The following is a 17,076-nucleotide window of genomic DNA, read 5'->3' as shown; positions in this document are numbered from 1 at the left end:
GGACGGTACACGTTGGCATACATAACGGCCTACGATGACCGAAATAACGACGAGACTTTTTGGGGCAGAGATAGCAATCAATGGTTTGAAGTGTACGGAACGACTAATGAGGATTCCGAGCCGCCCGTGATTGTCAGCCACACGTTCCCGGCGAAGGAGTACACGGTCGGCGACACGGTGCCGATCGAGGTTGTGGTGACGGACAACATGACGTCATCGCCACGCGTCTATCTCTATCTGAAGAAACCGAAGACGGGGAACCATTTCTCCGTGACGATGTATGCGCAGGGAGACGGGCTCTACACGGGCGAGGTGACCATCACCGACACGATGGAGTCCGGACGGTACACGTTGGCATACATAACGGCCTACGATGACCGAAATAACGACGAGACTTTTTGGGGCAGAGATAGCAATCAATGGTTTGATATGATCTCTCCATCTACTGATTTAGTTGAGCCGATCTTTAATTTAGTGGGATCAACAAGTATTAAATTAGATTATGAAGAATATAGTTCTTTTGCTGTTCAAGCTTCTGACAACTTAAAACTAAAATCAGCCGAAGGAACGTTCACCCATGAAAGTGGAGAGGCTGTCACCTTATCAAGTGAAACGGTGACATCAACTGGTTTCGACTTCCCGGTATCTTACGATTCATTCCGGGCTCATCCGGGGCAATGGAAGTTAACAAGCCTTACGATTTCGGACTTGAATCAAAACTCCGTAACGGTCACAGACGGGCTGGACGTCACGATTAACGTGCTTCCAGCAATCGAACCAGTCAATGCACGCATCGTTAGTGGCTATGAGTATTGGAGTTACGAGACAGTGAATCAAGATGTCTACGTATTGCCAGGTGCTCAATTAAACATTGATTCGAACGTTCAAATCAACGGAGACGTCTATGTTGGAGGTCGTCTTCGTTCGTACGGTGGTCTCGAATTGAACGGGGATATGCGAGCCAGCTACTTCACGTTCGGCTACTACAACCCGTCTCAAGACGGCATGGTCGTCCTGTCAGGGTCGAACTCCGTCAACTCGATGACGGCGACGAACCAGTTGTACGGTACGCTGCCGTTTCAAATCTCGGGAGCACCATTGTTCGAAGAGAACGGGACGGTCGATGTGGCAGGTTCATTCATTCCGCTCAGCGCGCTTTACTTGAACGGTGAGGCGGTGACGACGAAAGCGAACGGGATTTTCCGTCTGACTGACGTCGTCGTACCGGAAGATAAAACACTTCGCTTCTCGATGACGGACCAATACGGTAAGACACATCGTTGGACGTACAAAGTGTATTCACGTGACTTACCTGTCGTCACCGCGAGCTTGCCGAGCGGGATTTATCCGAAAGGTGATTCCGTGACGCTCGAAGCAACGAAAGATGCGACGATTTACTACACGCTGAACGAGAACGTTGAATCACTCACATACGGCAGTCCGATTCAACTCGACAGCAGTATCACGCTTGGCTATCATGCGGTCGATGAGATTGAGTTGGCGTCGGCTTCAGAAACAAAACGGTATGAGGTCTTCAACGTCCATGCGGTTGAAAATGATGACGCAGCGATTCGTGGTCAAGCCGAACCGGGCACAGCACTCACATTGACGCTTGGCGAGAGTACGTACACGACGACTGCGACTCTAGACGGGACATTCGCGTTTACGAACCTCACGCTCGATTCTCATGGCGAGTATGAACTGAACTTGCAACACGGTCTGCTTCAAAGTAAACCGTACTCAGGCGTCATCAAAGACGTCATCGCGCCAATCATTACTGGCGTGACGAACGACGCCTATACGTCGAGCGCTGTCACGCTCACGTTCAATGAAGGTGTGGCGACGCTGAACGGGCAACCCGTTTCAAGCGGCACAAAAGTGACGGCGGACGGGGCTTATACGTTGATCGTCACAGATCAGAGCGGGAACACGACGACACGTCAGTTCACGATTGACACGAAAGCACCGGTCGTGTCGGGAATCTCGTCACGTTACACGAACAAAGACGTCACCCTCTCATTCGACGAAGGCAGTGCCACGATGAACGGAAAAGCAGTCGCGTCAAGCACGACCGTCTCGACTGAAGGGGACTACGAGCTTGTCGTTCGTGACAAGGCAGGTAACGAGACGAAAGTGAGCTTCACGATTGACCGGACACCGGTTGCGGTCACAGGCGCAGAAGAAGGCAAGGCGTATCAACAGACACGTCTTCAGTTCACAGAAGGCAAAGCGACGCTGAACGGCCAAGCTTATGTATCAGATACTTTGATTGAAGCGGAAGGCACGTACGTGTTCCAAGTCACCGATTTGGCCGGAAACATGACGACGATCAACTTCGTCATCGATCGCACGGTACCGAACGTCTCGGGTGTGACCGATGGTGGACTTTACAACAAGCCGGTCAGTCCATTGTTTAATGAAGGAACAGCAACATTGAACGGAAACGCGTTTGTATCAGGACAAGCGATCGATCAGGACGGAACGTATGAACTCGTCGTGACGGATGCTGCGAATAATGTCACGACACGTTCGTTCCGCATCGACCAAACGGCACCGACTGTGACCGGGGTCAAGGCCGGAGCTTTCAATCGCTCCGTGACGCCAACATTTGATGAAGGTATGGCGACATTGAATGGGAAAGCGTACACGTCCGGCACGGTCATCGATCAAGAAGGGACGTATGAACTCGTCGTCACCGATGAAGCGAAGAACGTCACACGCGTTCCCTTCACACTCGATTGGAGCCCGGTCGTCGTGAGCGGAGTCGAATCCGACAAACACTACCCGTTGGCGACACCGATGTTTGCTGAAGGGACGGCGACATTGAACGGCCAACCATTCACATCGGGCACGGCCATCACGAAAGATGGTGTCTATACGCTCGTGGTGACGGACGGAGCGAACAATGTCACGACAGTCCGCTTCACCGTCGACCATGTGGCACCGGTCGTGACGGGTGTCGCTTCACAAGGTTATAACCGTGCGGTGACACCGCTGTTCACTGAAGGAACGGCGACATTGAATGGCAAACCGTACACGTCAGGAACAGTCGTCTCGGCAGAAGGTAAATACGAGTTAACCGTGACAGATGCGGCCGGTAACACAACGCGGGTCCAGTTCCATCTCGATTTCACACAAGTGGCTGTGAGCGGTGTCGAAAATGGGAAGACGTACCAACAGGTAACGATTTCGTTCACTGAAGGAACGGCGACACTGAATGGAAATGCGATTTCAACTGCTACAGTCGTCACAAAAGAAGGTGACTACGAGCTGATTGCTCAAGACGAAGTCGGTAATGAAGCGGTCATTCGCTTCACGATCGATACGACGGCGCCAATTGTGACAGGCGTTAAAGACACGATGACGTATCAACAAGTAATCCCTGTCTTTTCAGACGGTACGGCGACATTGAACGGACGACCGTTCCAAAGCGGTGCGACTATGACCGAAGAAGGGACGCATCAATTGATCGTCCGAGATGAGGCCGGCAATGAAGCGGTGGTCCGCTTCACGATTGACCGGACGAAACCGATCATCAGTGGCGTGACGAACGGCAAGACCGTCAAAGAAGCGACCGTTACGTTCAATGAAGGGACGGCGACGTTGAACGGACAGCCGTTCAAGACGGGAAGCAAAGTAGCGACAGAAGGAAAGTATGACTTGGTCGTGACCGATGTCGCGGGGAACCGGACGACGCTTCAGTTCAATATCGACCGGACTGGTCCGACTGTCAAAGGCGTCGAGATGAATAAAGTGTACAAGCGACTTCAACCAACGATTGATGAAGGAACGGCTCTTCTGAATGGCAAGCCGTACGTGTCTGGTACCATCATCACGACAGAAGGCTTACATGAGTTGAGCGTGACGGATGCAATCGGCAATGAGACCGTTATCCGTTTCACAATCGACACGACACCGGTATCGGTCACGGGGGTGGAAGATGGTCGCACATATAAACAAGCCCTTCCGACGTTCAGTGAAGGAACGGTTACGTTGAATGGGCAGCCATATGAATCAGGGCAACCGATTAGTGAAGATGGCCCATACACACTCGTCGCGACAGACGAGGCAGGGAACGAGACGATCATTCGTTTCACCATCGACAACACGCCACCTGTGCTCAACGGATTCACGACCGGGAAGTCATATTATCGCAGCGTTGCACCACGATTTGACGAAGGCACGGCGACGTTGAACGGTGAACCGTACACGTCAGGCAAACTGGTCAACCAACCTGGAAGATACACGCTTCGTGTGACTGATACACTCGGGAATCAATCGGTCAAGGCGTTCATCATCGACCGTACTCCTCCCGTCGTCTCGAGTGTCAAGAGCCGTCAAGTGACGAATCAAGCGGTGACGATTCGTTATAATGAAGGGACGGCAACGTTGAACGGGAAACGAATCCGCAACAATTGGCCAGTGAAGAACTCGGGCGTTTACACGCTCCGTGTCACCGACAAGGCCGGAAACGTTAAACTGCTCACGTTCACGATTGATAAGACGGCTCCGACGAAACCGACGATTTCGACACTCACGAACAAATCGACGCTCGTCTTCGGGAAAGCAGAAAAAGGCGCGACGGTGTACATCACGTATAATGGGCGGACGTACACGACGAAAGCGTCGAGCAGAGGGTTGTATCGTTACAAGCTGAAGACGACGAAAGCAGGAGCGACCGTCTCGGCGCGCGCGAAAGACGCGGCCGGGAACATGTCGAGCACAGCCTCGAGAAAAGTCCTCAACACGTTCCGGACGTTCAGCGTCTACTCGGTGAAGTCGACATCTAACGTCATCACCGGAAAAGGGAATAAAGGGGCGACGGTCAAGGCGTATGTCGGGACGAAGCTCATCAGCAAGACCGCGAAAGTCGATTCGAAAGGAAACTATAGGCTGACGATCTCACGCCAAAAACCAGGCGTGACCGTCACCGTGAAGATGACACAGAGCGGGTATCAAGAATTGAAAAAGACGACACGCGTCGTCAAATGAAGCGAGCGGGCCATAGGGTCCGCTCGTTTTTACTGTTCAGACGGGCCGCACGCGATGCCATCTTCGTCCTCATCTAACACGAACGAATAAGCGTCATGAGCGATATCGACGCCGTCGGGATAATACACATTCAGCTCTTGGCATGAATGATACACCTCAAGGAAAGCTTCTTCAGGAGGTGTTTCCCCATATGGATTGTTATAGGCGGATTGTAAGTCGTCGAATTCATTCTGCAACCGCTCATTATCGGACAACGTGACGCGCAATTTGTCTTCAAGCGCGTAAATTTCACTGCGCTGGCTTTTGATCGTCTCTTCTAAATCAATTGTTTTCTCAATCAACGTCGCGTTCAATGAAGTTTCTTTATACGCATACTTGGCTTCGAGCTCTTCGCGGATCTCCCGCTCGATTTTAATGCGCTGCCACTCCAATTTCTTCTCGTGGTCCTCCGTCAGTTTCAATAGTTCTTCATCATGGGCCGACTCTAATGCTTTCAAGTCGGTCGTCGTCTCATTCAATGCTCGTTCAGATTGATGAAAATAAAGGCTCGTGCCGACCAATACGAGGTAGAGGAGCGTTGCAAACACTTTCAGCTTCGTCCGATTGACCGGACGTTCGGCGAACCAAATGAAGACGAGACTGATTGTGCTGAGTAGACAGACGCCTGTGACGAAATACATGATGGACATGAAGATGCTCCTCTCAATCTTTTTCGACTCATTCTCTTTTACCACTTACAAATCCTGTATAATCCTTCCTCCTTGTGCATTATTTAGTCAGGTGTATGTGCATTGACGGCAAAGGCATATGTCACATTTTTTACTTCCTCGTTCATCAGAACGTCACTCGAGTCTGCCGGGCAGACATGGTATAACTAAATATGTGAATTAATGAGCAAAAGGAGGTTTATACATGAAACGATTTTATCTACTATTTGTCGGACTCATCCTGATCCTTTCTGCCTGCAGCCAAAGCGAGGCCGTCGAGTCGACGAAGCTGCATACATACACGAAGTACGAGCTCCCGCTCGAGGACAAGGTCGCGCTCGGAGAAGGGAAACACGAGATTGTATTCGTCTTCGACTACAGCTGCCCGTGGTGCAAGAAGTGGATGGAAGAAGTACTGCCGGAGATCGAGGAGCGCTGGCTCAAGACGGGCGAGGCGATGTTCAAAGGGCAGCCGCTCGTCCTGTTGAACGAACAGTCGCAACTGCTCGCGAACGTGGATTATAACGTGGAACGGCTCATCCCGGACCGCTACTATGAGGTGCAGCGTGCCATCGGACTCGACTCCGGATCTGACGGGTTCGGGACGGAAGACTACGCCCGAAAACTCGCGTCCGAGTTCAATCTCAATGCGGATGAGTTGCTTGAGAACCATGTCGACATTGGCATCCAAAACTCGCGCCTGTTCACGCGTGACTTCGGCGTCGCCTACGTGCCGACGGTGTACGTCGACGGCATCCAGCTCGTGGACGCGTTCAGCTTAGACGAGATGGAACACGTCATGGATGGAACGATCGAGGTCGGTGATCAAGTCGAATTGCCAGAAGAGTAAAACAACCCCTCGTCCGCGACGAGGGGTTGCATCATCAATTCTCGAAATACGGTTTGACGAAGAACTCGAACAGCTCGGTGTCGAGCAAGTACCGATTCATGTAAAACGGATCGTTGTCCGGCGTGATTGGGTTCGGGCTCAAGATGAACGCCTGCTCGAAACCGAGGTCTTGTACCGTTTCGGTGACCGCATCGCTCGTGTTGCCGAACGGATAGGCGATCGTCGTGACGCGCGTCCCGAGCTCCGACTCGATGGCGGCGACGCTCGTCTCCAAATCTTGCCGGAGTTCGTCTTGCCTGTCTTCCGGCAAGAACACGGCGCCTCCGTCTTCGACGTAATGCATGTCGTGCGTATGCGTCCCGAAGTCGGCGAGTCCACTGTCCTGCATATCCTTCAATTCGGTCCACGGGGCGAGGTCCAAGTTTTGAAACGCCTCGCCGACGTGACCAGTGATGATGAACAGTGTGAACGGGATTTGTTTGTCTCGTAAAATCGGGAACGCGTTCTCGTAGACGGTATGATCGACGTCATCGAACGAGAGCCAGACACATTTGTCTGGGATCGGTTCGCCGGCAAGGTAACGTGATAGGTCAGTTTGCGTCGCGAAATGGACGCCTTCGTCTTGGAGCCACGTCATCTGCTGCTCGAACTCGTCGGCGTAGACGTTATAGCGAACCAGTTCGGAGGCGCCGGTCACGGACTCGACGAGCTTGTTCCATACGTTCGGCTGTTTGACGCGGTGGTAATTGAGACCGAGACAGACGTTGTCTTTGGGGAGGAGCGCCGCGTCGGGCACTTCTTCATGTGTCGTCGAGGACACATCATATACTTTCCAGGCGATGCCCCCAATCAATAGGAGCGCGAATATCCATTTGAAGTAGCGCATCATTTCAACTCTTTCACCGGGTTTTTCTCGAAGACGATGACTTTATCGGACTGGAGGCGATGGATGTCCTCCGGCTCCATCAAGTCGAGGGCGAGCCAATCGTCGAGCGTCGTATCTTTCGGCATCTGCCGACGATTGAGCGGTCCATATTTCCGTTTATTGTACGTCCGCCAAATGAACAAAAGGAGAGCGGCGACGAACGAGGAGACGAGCCCGAAGAAGAGCAGCTCGCGGATGTCGGCGTTCGTGACGTTCAAGGCGGTCTTGAGGATGGCGATATAGCGGTCGTTCACGTTCAGGACAGCACTCAAGAAGAACCAGGTGACGATGAACGTGTACAACCAGAACACGGCCGTGAGCAACAGCTCGATTCCTTTGCGGAACACGTTCTGTTTCGTCTTGACGAGAATCTCTTGCTCATAATCGTATAGCTCACTTACAGGCTGCTTCTCCGTGTCCCCCGGTCTGGTGAACTCCATGTCGCATAGCCTCCTTTCACACGGGCCTTGATCGCTTTCGGCGTCGCCGCGATAACGACGAACGTGTTGAGCATCCAGTAGATGACCGGATACCAAGCGGCCCAGACGTAATATTTGAACACTTTATCGTAACGGGCGTCGTTCCAGAGCGAGATGATCAACTGGACGTGGCTGACGAGAACGAGCGCGAACGAGTTATAGGTGAACCAAATCAATAGATCTTGCATCGTGTCGGCCGTCACGAACAGGTACACCGTGACGATGAGCCAGGCGTATGCCCAGAGGACGCTGACGACCTGTTCGATATAGACGGGCCAAATCCGGCGCTGGCGCCAGTCTTTGAAGATGTCGAAGTGACGTAGGACGACTTCCTGTCCGCCTTGCGACCAGCGTACGCGCTGTTTCCAAATGCCGGAGATCGACTCCGGGACGAGCATCCAACAGAGGGCGCGCGGCTCATAGCGGATGTCCCAGAAGTTCTTTTGGAGCTTCCACGAGACGGCGATGTCTTCCGTGATCATGTCGCGGTCCCAGAGCCCGACCGACAGCAATGCTTTCTTCCGGAACATGACGATGACGCCGGAGACGGTCATGATTTTCCCCATGACGCGCTGTGTGCGTTTGATCGAGCCGATGATCGACGAGTATTCGACGAGCTGCATCCGGCTGAGGAGCGTGTCGCGGTTACGGATGCGCGGGTTGCCGGTGACGGCCCCGACGCGTTCGCCGCGGTTCAAGAAGTGACGGACGAGGTAGTACGGTGCCTCTTCGCTCAGGAACGCATCCGAGTCGACGCAGAGCAAATACTCGGAGCGGGCGGCGTGGGCGGCCATATGTAACGCGTTCGCCTTGCCCCGGTTCTCATGACAGTCGATGACGCGCAAGCGCTCATACTCATCGGCGAGACCGACGAGGATGTCACCGGTCTTGTCACGGCTGCCATCGTTGACGGCGATGATCTCAAAGTTCGGATACGTGAGCCGGTCCAAGTACTCGATCGTCTCGGCGATCGTCTCTTCTTCGTTATAACAAGGAATCAAGATGCTGATGAGCGGCCATTCCCGCTCGTTCAAGTCGAGTTCTTCCTCTTTCTCTCGCGTCAGGCTGAACAAGAGGGCGCCCGAGATCCAAAACAGCGCCATGAAGAACGGATACCAAAACACGAACTGGGCCAGTGGTTCGATCCAAGGTGCGATGTCGAGCCCGTAAAAAGTCATAATAGTCTCCCCTTATTTTCAAAAAAACGGTGCGATGCAAGTATGATAGCATCAAAAAAATACTTTCCCATCATTCTTAAAAAAAGTTATGTGGCAACTGAAAAAAGCACTCGACGTCGCTGTCAAATGCTTTGTTGCTTGTTTTGTTTCTTTTGTCTGTCTTTGCGCCACTTCCAAACGAACAAACCGATGAGCGCGAGGACCGGGGCAGCGACCCATGGACGGGCTTCGATAATCGCGACGAGCTCGAAAATCGACAGCCATCCGCTGATCATGATCAAGATAAGCAGGAAAGTCTTGAGTCCACCTCGAATAGGAAACCAGTAGAACACGAAAAGCGAAATCAAAAAGAAAGCGAGCAATCCCATGCGGTTATTCCTTTCTAGCCTCATTTTGACTCATTATAGCAGAGAATATTCACAGAGTGTTAGAGCCTTCCCTTGCTCGCCGCTTTTCGTTACTGTTAGGAGAAGACTATTGAAGGAGGAACTATCGTGAAATTTGGAATCATCGGCCTTGGCTATGTCGGACTGGCCACCCTGTGCGGACTGGCGAAAGCGGGGCATGAGGTCATCGGTGTCGAGAAAGATCAACCGAGACTGCTTCGTCTCATGAGCGGGGACGTCCCGTTCCACGAGCCGGGCATGGCAGACGTGTTACGTGACTATCCCGGCTCGATCACGTTCACAGACTCAATCGCCGACACAGAAACGGTCGACTATCTCATCCTCGCCGTCGGTACCCCGAGCAAGAGCGACGGCAGCTGTGACTTGACGTTCGTCGACGCGGCCTTGTCCGAGGTGAAGTCGAAACAAAAGATCATCATCCGCAGCACCGTGCCACCGGGGACGACCGACATGCTGTCGATCATGTACCCGGCTCACACGTTCGCCGTCGTCCCCGAGTTTCTCCAAGAAGGGCGCGCGCTCGCCGACGTGTTGAAACCGCACCGTGTCGTCATCGGCAGTGACAACCTCGAGATGTGCGAGGAACTCGCAGGTATCTATGGACGCCTCGGTGTCCCGCTCGTCTGCACGTCGCCGATTGACGCGGAGTTCATCAAGTACGCCTCGAACGCGTTTCTCGCCACGAAAATCAGTTTCATCAACGACTTGGCGCGTCTCGCCGACAAGGCGGGGGCGGACATCACGACGATCGCCGACGGGATGGGTCTCGACCCGCGCATCGGACGTTCGTTCTTGAACGCCGGCCTCGGCTACGGGGGCTCGTGCTTCCCGAAAGACATGCATGCGCTCTTGAACGTCGCCCACGAGAACGAGCTCGATTTGCCGGTCATCAGTGCCGCCATGCACTCGAACGACGCCCAGATGGGTTACGTCGCCTCGAAAGTCGAGCACAAGAGCGGCCTCAAGGTCGCCTTCCTCGGTCTCGCCTTCAAACCGGGTACGGACGATATGCGTGACGCACCGTCGGTCACGCTCGCTCGCCACTTGGCGTTGCGTGAAATTGACATCATCGGCTATGACCCACTCGCCAAGTGGGACTATCCACAGGCGATGACGGTCGAGGCGGCGCTCAAAGGAGCGGACGTCGCCATCCTCGTCACGGAATGGGACGAGCTCGTCAACTTGAAGCCGGAAGCGTTCGACGGGATGCGGGCAAAACGGTTGATCGACGCTCGTAACGCGTGGAAATATGCACGCGACCCGGGTACTGTCCAATACGAAGGGATTGGTCGGATGCAAAACAAGGCGAATACGCCGTCATCGATGTGACGAAAGGCGAGACCCCGCGGGGCCTCGCCTTTTTTCAGGCCTTCATCTGTTCTTTCGTCGGGCCCATGACGCCAGGGACCGTGAGTCCGGCTTGACGGAGGAGTACCGTCATCTGCCCGCGGTGGTGCGTCTGATGGTCGATCATCATGCGCAAGACGGCACCGCGCGGTTGCTTCGCGCCGTGGACGTCGACTTCTTCGAGCAGGTACTCGTCCGAGAACTGTTCGGCCGCTTTCGCGATCTCATCGGCGTAACGCGCATATTGATCGGCGATCAGTGCCGCGTCGGTCGGTTGTGTCAAACTCTTCAGGGCCGACAGCCGGAAGCCGAGCAAGTTCGTGAAGTAACCGAGCGCGGTCGTCACGTGCCAACCGATCCAGCCGAGTGAGTTATGACCGGGAACGATCTCCTGGCCGAGCGCCTCGTCGGTGACGGCGCGGAGCACGTCGAGCGTGCCGGTCGAGGACTTGGTCCAATCTTGTAGAAAGTCTGCTTTTGTCCGATACATCGAATTCCTCCTTGAGCGTTCTGACTCCAGTATAAGATATCGTCCAAGTCATTGGCACGCCTTATGATTTTGAAACATTTAGTCCGTTTTTCTCGTACACTATAGTAGAAAGGGGGACACCTCTATGTGGGGACTCGTCATTGCAGCACTCATTATATTCTTGCTCGGATTTGCCGTCCATCGCTTGGGCTGGCATTTCCTCATCTCGGGATATAACACGATGAAGCGTGAGGACAAGGCGCGCGTTGACATCAAGGCGGTGGCACGATTGCTCGGCTTCATGTGTTACGGCATCGCAAGCATCTTTCTCGTCATCGCCGCCATCGACATGTCTGGTCTCGACATTCCGCTCGAGCCGTTCTTCCTGCTCATCGTCTTGCTCGTCGTCGTCACACTTTGGCGCAGCCAAAAGTATGACGGGAATATTTTTGATGAGCGCGGGAAACTTCGTCCCGGCGGCAAAAAACGGCTCATCCCGCTCGTTCTCGTCTTGACGCTCATCTTGGGTTTTGTCGGAGGTCTCTTGTTCTGGTTCAACCAACCGACCGAAGTGACGTTCACCGACTCGGCGCTCGTCATCGACGGCAGTTACGGCGAGACGATTCCGTACGATGAAATCGAAACCGTCACGTTGACGTATCGGCCGAGCCTTGACCGCCGGACGAACGGTGCCGCCGTCGGCTCACGCTTGACCGGTCACTTCCGGACGACAGGCGGGGAAGATGTGCTCGTCTTCCTTGACCGGGATATCGAGGCCGCCGTTCGCATCGACTGGAGCGGCAAGCCGATCTACGTGAACGTGGAGTCGAACGAAGCGACGGAGGCGTTGTATGAGGAGGTACGATTGAAATGACCCAACCCTGGTACACACGTCATATGCCGTTCTTCTTCTTGACGTTTTTGTTCGCACCGCTGACGTTACTGCTTCTCGTCTGGCGCTGGGAGAAGTTCGAGGGACAGGAGCGGGGCGTCAAGCTGTTCTTCGCCATCGGGATGACGGTGTTCATCGTGTTCGGGCTGTTGCCGCGCGGTTCGCTGCCCGTCATCTTGCCTGTCATCGGACTGTTGATCGCGTTGAAGCTCGTCTTCAATCTCCTCAAACGAAAAACCGGCTGACATGTGTCAGCCGGTCGAACGGGGCCCTCGCTTAGGCGAGACGGCCTCTTTTTTCATTCACCCACGCCTCGAACGCAACCGTGTCGAGGGCCGGGGCGTAGTAGTAACCTTGGCCAAGCTCGACGCCTTCGGCGAGGATGCGGTCCAAGTCTTGCTTCGTCTCGATCCCTTCGGCGAGCGACGTCAGTTCTTGTTCGCTCGCGAACCGGGAGACGGCGCGGAGGAACGACGTGCTGTCCTTCGCTTTTCCGCTGACGTACATGCGGTCAATCTTCACTTCTTGGATCGGCAAGTGCCAAATCGCTTCGAACGAGGCGTAGCCGGTACCGAAATCGTCGATCGACAGGCAATAGCCGAGGTCGGCGATATCTTCGAGCCGCTCGAGCTCGTTCGTGTGTGACATGATGTCGGCCGACTCGGTCAGCTCGATTTTCAACCGATCCGGGAGCCATGGATACGTCTCGACCAAGTCACGCAGCTTCGTGACGATCGACGGGTCGACGGAATGGGCCGACAAGTTGTACGACAACGAGATGTCCGTGAACGGGGTATCGCGCCAGGAAACGAGCTGTTGCACGACCAAATCAAGGATCGAATGCGATAACCAAAGGATTTGGTCGGACCGTTCGGCGATGCGGACGAACTCGTTCGGCGGCACATAGCCGATGTCCGGGTGCTGCCAGCGCGCGAGCGCCTCGGCCCCGACGACACGGCCCGTCTTCAACTCGACTTGCGGCTGATAGGAGACCGTGATATGGCCTTGTTCGATCGCCTCCGGGAGCGCCTGTTCGATCAAGGCGGCCCATTGGAGCTGGGCGAGGATGCTCGAATCGTACCAGACGAACGGCGTCCGCGTCTCTTTGGCGTGTTGGAGCGCCTTCGTCGCCTCGAACAGGCAGTCGTTGTAGTTCGGCGTCGTATGCGTCGCCCCGATTTGAAGATGCACGGTCTGGCGTTTCTGGTTGATCAACAGCTCGGTCGGGAACAGCTCCAGCAACTCGGTCTCGTCGACGTTACGAAGCCCTTTCACATACAGCATGAGCGTATCGTCACGGTAGCGGCCGAACAAGTGGTGCGCGTACTTCTCGAGCCGGTCCTCGACGTGTCGGGCGAACTCGGTCATGAGCAGGTCGGCATACGTCGGGTCATACCAGTCGACGAGGTGGTGGAAGTCGTTCAGTTTGATCAACAGGAACGTGCCGTCGATGTCTTGTTTCTCCCACGCGCGGAGGAAACCGTACTCATTGTACAGCTCGGTGGCGAGGTCGAAGCGGACGAGGCGGTCGACTTTGCGCTCACGCTCGACGCGCTCGGTCTCATCTTCGAGGATGAGGTAATACGTGAGCGTCTCGCCGCGCTTGAGCGGGATGATTTTGACGTTCAAGAAGCGGACGTGCTCACCTTTCAAGTGCAAGATGAACTGCGCGCTCGTCCCGTTCTCCGTCACCCCGGCGAGCGCCTCGCGCAACAGGCGGCGTCCCGTGTCGGTGAACAGTTGGTTGATCTCATACAAGTTGCGTTCCCCAAAGAACTGGCGGAACACATCGTTTCGTTCGATGAAGTCGTACGTGTCATCGATCAAGGCGATGGCGAGTCCCGTCTCGGAGAAGAGCGACGACCAGCGCTCGTGATACCGGAGCAGGTCGTCCGATTGTGTCTCGAGCGTGTGCACCGTCGAGTGGACACTGACGGCGATCTCTCGGAGTTCGTCCTCGATGCCGCGGAAGTCATGATTCGGCGGGAACGATTCCGCGACCGGTTCCGTGCTCGGGTCGATGGCGAGGGCACGGGCCTTCAAGTGCGCCAAGTCGTGGGCATACATCTTGCGTGTGTAGCATAGGGCGAGCAGGAGCCCGGCCGACAACAGAATCGTGATGAGAAGGGCGGCGATGGCGAGCGTACCGTAACGGTCACGCTCGGCCATGAGCGTGTCATCTGCCGTCGACCGCACGGTTTGAAGGGCGGCGTGTGAATCCTCATAGAAGCTCGTCCCGTTGACGTAACGGGCCTCGAGTGTCGAATTGGCGGCCGTCACACGTCCGAGGGCGAGCGCGCTCTCGATCAAGTCTTCGACCGATTTGGTTTTCAGCGACGGATCGGTCGCGACGATGTCTTCGATCAGTCGAGCCTCGTTCGCGATCGTCGAGACCTCGAAGTCGAGCTGGTCTCGGTTCGGCGTCTCGGCGAGCAGGTTCGTCACACCTTCGACGAACGCCATCTGCATCCGCATGACGGCGTCGGTCAATTCATAGGCGGTGTTCGCCTGGGCAGTCCGCTCGAGACCTTGGTAGAGCCAGCGTCGATTGATCGACTCGATGACGTCGAACGGTACGGCCTCGAATCGGCTCGACCCGTCTTCGTTCAACGTGTCCTCGAGCTGTTCGGAGAAACGGAGCAGGGCGTCCCGCTCACGCTCATCGACCCCGGTCTCGAAATCGTCGAGCAATTGGATATTGTATTGGAGCGCCCGTTCACGGTAAGGGGCCGACAACAAGGCGGTCGGTTGCTCGGAGTTCGTCTCGTACAGTTTGGCCGCGTGATGCAAGACGAGGTACGACTCGACCCCGGCCAAGTCAGAGGCATGATTCAAGTCGCGCACCGTTTCATCGACGGCGACGTGCTTTTCTTTCCAGTAATAGCTCAGTCCGAGCCCGAATAACAATACGCCGATGAGACAAGCGACGGCGAGGGCCATCGTGTAAGTTCGGTACGGAATTTTAGCGAATCGATTATTTCCCATCGGACACCTCCTTCTTTCTCTTCCCATTCTATCTTTCGTGTTCGAGTCTTTCGAGGGAAATCCTGCCCCACGAAAAAAAACCCGACAAAGGTCGGGTCTTCCAATGCGCCGAAGGTCACGGTCGTTTGTAGCCGATGACGCGTGATTTCCAATATGGCTCTTTGCTGATCGTGTTGTAGCCGAGTCCGTACGTCCCGGCATGGATGAACGTGTCCGAATCAATCATGATCCCCATGTGTGACGGGCCGGCCGTGTACGTGTTCTCGAAGAAGACGAGATCGCCCGCTTTCGGGACGAACGTCTTGCTGAGCTGTGTCCCGAAATAAGACCCGGACCAATACGTGGCGACGTTCGTGCGGGGCACGCTGTAGCCTGCCTGATTGTAGGCGTAATAGATGAGTCCAGAGCAGTCGAACCCACCGTTGGCCGGGTTCGAGGATGCCCAGATGTAAGGCGTGCCGACATATTTCTTGGCGACCGCGATGGCGGCAAGACTCTTCGCTAGTCCGTCAGACGAGCCTGACGGTACCGTCGTAGAACCTTTCGGCACCGCTTTGACGTATGAAGCCGCGACAAAACCGGTCGTGTTGCCGATATAGATTTGATGCCAGCCGTTCGACGTTTGGACGACGCGGAGCGTCTGTCCGGCCGTGACGCTGCCGATGACGGCAGAGCTTGTCGAGGCCGAGGCGCGGACGTTGAGCGATGGCGTATTGACGACATAGTCGAACGATTCGTTGCCCGCACCGCCGTCTCCGGCGTTCGGAGTGACCGGCGCGCTCGGTGCCGTCGTCGTCTGTTTCAAGTAACCGGTACTAACGTAACCGCTCTTGCCGTTATAGGTGACGTACACCCACGTACCGCTCTGTTTCGTCGCTTTGACGGTCGTACCGTTCGGGATGTTCGTGACGAGGGCGTAACCGATCCCTGGGCCTTGACGGACGTTCAAATTCGCCGTCGTGACGTAAGACTGGTTGATGCTCTCTTCTTTGATGGCCGGTTTCGACGGTGCGACCGGTTGGCTCGGCGTCGTTGGAGTAGTCGGTTTGACGGATGAATTCGTCAAGTAGCCGTTATGTACCCACCCAGTCTTCCCGGCATAGCTGACTTTCGTCCAGGCACCGCTCGTTTTGATCGGTGTGAGCGCTTGACCTTTCGGGATAGTGACGAGTACGTCGTGCCACGTCCCTGCGGCGCGGCGCAGGTTCAAGTCGGCTGTCGTCACGGTAGTGTCGCTTGATGTGACCGGTGTAGAAGGTGTGGCTGGAGTCGGTGTGGCCGGTTTGACGGATGCGGTCGTCAAGTAGCCGTTATGTACCCACCCGGTCTTTCCGCCATAGCTGACTTTCGTCCAGGCACCGCTCGTTTTGATCGGCTTGAGCGCCTGGCCTTTCGGAATCGTGACGAGCACTTTATGCCATGTGCCTGCGGCGAGGCGCATGTTCAAGGCGTCTGTCGTCACTTGCGTCGAACTTGACGTCGCCGTTGTAGCGGCGGGTTTTAATGTGCTCGGGGCGCTCCCGCTCAATTTGAGCGTTTGGCCGATGGCGAGACGGTCAGAGCTTAAGTTGTTGCTTGCTTTCAACTGGGCGACCGACACGTTATGTGTTTGGCTGATCGACCAAAGTGTGTCACCGGCACGGACGACGTGTGTGCTGGCTGCTGCGACTTCGTCGGCCTGGGCGATGATGCTTACGGCGGCGATGGCTGCGAATGAGTACATGAGGCCGGACTTAGGGGACATGGGGTCACTTCCTTCTCTTCAATTTCAATTGACAATTATCGACAGGTAAAACGATACAAGTTTATTGTAGGGTTTACACATACGGCAAGCAATGGTGGAAA

At 55.1% G+C, this 17,076-nt stretch carries 13 protein-coding genes; 5 read left to right on the top strand and 8 right to left on the bottom strand.

All coding sequences use genetic code 11. The features are described 5' to 3' along the window. The first annotated feature begins 12 nt into the window (after positions 1–12). The gene (locus KNP86_RS10065) at positions 13–4,992 is read left to right on the top strand and encodes an Ig-like domain-containing protein (protein ID WP_214754150.1); all 4,980 of its coding nucleotides are present in this window, start codon (positions 13–15) and stop codon (positions 4,990–4,992) included. A 29-nt stretch (positions 4,993–5,021) separates the two neighbouring features. On the opposite strand, the gene KNP86_RS10060 is transcribed toward KNP86_RS10065, so the two are convergent. After that, the gene (locus KNP86_RS10060; protein WP_214754148.1) at positions 5,022–5,681 is read right to left on the bottom strand and encodes an excalibur calcium-binding domain-containing protein; all 660 of its coding nucleotides are present in this window, start codon (positions 5,679–5,681) and stop codon (positions 5,022–5,024) included. Between the two features lie 223 nt (positions 5,682–5,904). Between KNP86_RS10060 and KNP86_RS10055 the strand changes: the two genes are divergently transcribed. Further along, complete coding sequence (locus KNP86_RS10055) at positions 5,905–6,549, top strand: thioredoxin domain-containing protein (RefSeq protein ID WP_214754146.1); 645 nt, start codon at positions 5,905–5,907, stop codon at positions 6,547–6,549. A 34-nt stretch (positions 6,550–6,583) separates the two neighbouring features. Here KNP86_RS10055 and KNP86_RS10050 read toward each other — a convergent pair whose 3' ends face one another. From KNP86_RS10050 to KNP86_RS10035, 4 genes are all read right to left on the bottom strand, one after another. Further along, positions 6,584–7,435, bottom strand: coding sequence for a polysaccharide deacetylase family protein (locus KNP86_RS10050; RefSeq protein WP_214754144.1), 852 nt, complete (start codon positions 7,433–7,435; stop codon positions 6,584–6,586). Then, the gene (gene pgaD / locus KNP86_RS10045) at positions 7,435–7,914 is read right to left on the bottom strand and encodes a poly-beta-1,6-N-acetyl-D-glucosamine biosynthesis protein PgaD (protein WP_214706676.1); all 480 of its coding nucleotides are present in this window, start codon (positions 7,912–7,914) and stop codon (positions 7,435–7,437) included. The genes KNP86_RS10050 and pgaD overlap by 1 nt, the downstream gene beginning before the upstream one ends. Beyond that, positions 7,872–9,131, bottom strand: coding sequence for a poly-beta-1,6-N-acetyl-D-glucosamine synthase (pgaC, locus tag KNP86_RS10040; RefSeq protein WP_214706690.1), 1,260 nt, complete (start codon positions 9,129–9,131; stop codon positions 7,872–7,874). Before pgaC ends, pgaD begins: the two co-directional genes overlap by 43 nt. 122 nt (positions 9,132–9,253) lie before the next feature. Beyond that, a complete protein-coding gene (locus tag KNP86_RS10035) occupies positions 9,254–9,499 on the bottom strand; it encodes a hypothetical protein (protein ID WP_034778963.1) in 246 nt (81 codons plus the stop codon). A gap of 126 nt (positions 9,500–9,625) precedes the next feature. Between KNP86_RS10035 and KNP86_RS10030 the strand changes: the two genes are divergently transcribed. Further along, the gene (locus KNP86_RS10030) at positions 9,626–10,867 is read left to right on the top strand and encodes a UDP-glucose dehydrogenase family protein (protein WP_214754142.1); all 1,242 of its coding nucleotides are present in this window, start codon (positions 9,626–9,628) and stop codon (positions 10,865–10,867) included. Positions 10,868–10,901: 34 nt separating this feature from the next. On the opposite strand, the gene KNP86_RS10025 is transcribed toward KNP86_RS10030, so the two are convergent. Further along, positions 10,902–11,375 carry a DinB family protein gene (locus tag KNP86_RS10025; protein WP_058764471.1) on the bottom strand — a complete coding sequence of 158 codons (474 nt, stop codon included), beginning with the start codon at positions 11,373–11,375 and terminating at the stop codon, positions 10,902–10,904. A gap of 124 nt (positions 11,376–11,499) precedes the next feature. Here KNP86_RS10025 and KNP86_RS10020 point away from each other — a divergent pair, with 124 nt between their 5' ends. Both KNP86_RS10020 and KNP86_RS10015 read left to right on the top strand, forming a co-directional pair. Then, positions 11,500–12,228, top strand: coding sequence for a DUF3784 domain-containing protein (locus KNP86_RS10020; protein WP_214754140.1), 729 nt, complete (start codon positions 11,500–11,502; stop codon positions 12,226–12,228). After that, a complete protein-coding gene (locus tag KNP86_RS10015; protein ID WP_214754138.1) occupies positions 12,225–12,491 on the top strand; it encodes a hypothetical protein in 267 nt (88 codons plus the stop codon). Before KNP86_RS10020 ends, KNP86_RS10015 begins: the two co-directional genes overlap by 4 nt. 31 nt (positions 12,492–12,522) lie before the next feature. Here KNP86_RS10015 and KNP86_RS10010 read toward each other — a convergent pair whose 3' ends face one another. After that, positions 12,523–15,231 carry an EAL domain-containing protein gene (locus KNP86_RS10010; RefSeq protein WP_214754136.1) on the bottom strand — a complete coding sequence of 903 codons (2,709 nt, stop codon included), beginning with the start codon at positions 15,229–15,231 and terminating at the stop codon, positions 12,523–12,525. Between the two features lie 115 nt (positions 15,232–15,346). Then, entirely contained in the window at positions 15,347–16,975 is a 1,629-nt protein-coding gene (locus tag KNP86_RS10005) for a C40 family peptidase (protein ID WP_251130487.1), read from the bottom strand. Positions 16,976–17,076: the final 101 nt, after the last annotated feature.

The organism is Exiguobacterium sp. s16, from assembly GCF_018618115.1.
In the GTDB taxonomy this organism is placed as follows: Bacteria; Bacillota; Bacilli; order Exiguobacteriales; family Exiguobacteriaceae; genus Exiguobacterium; species Exiguobacterium mexicanum_A.
Note: the sequence above shows the minus strand (reverse complement) of the source record. Positions and strands in the feature narration are given on the sequence as shown.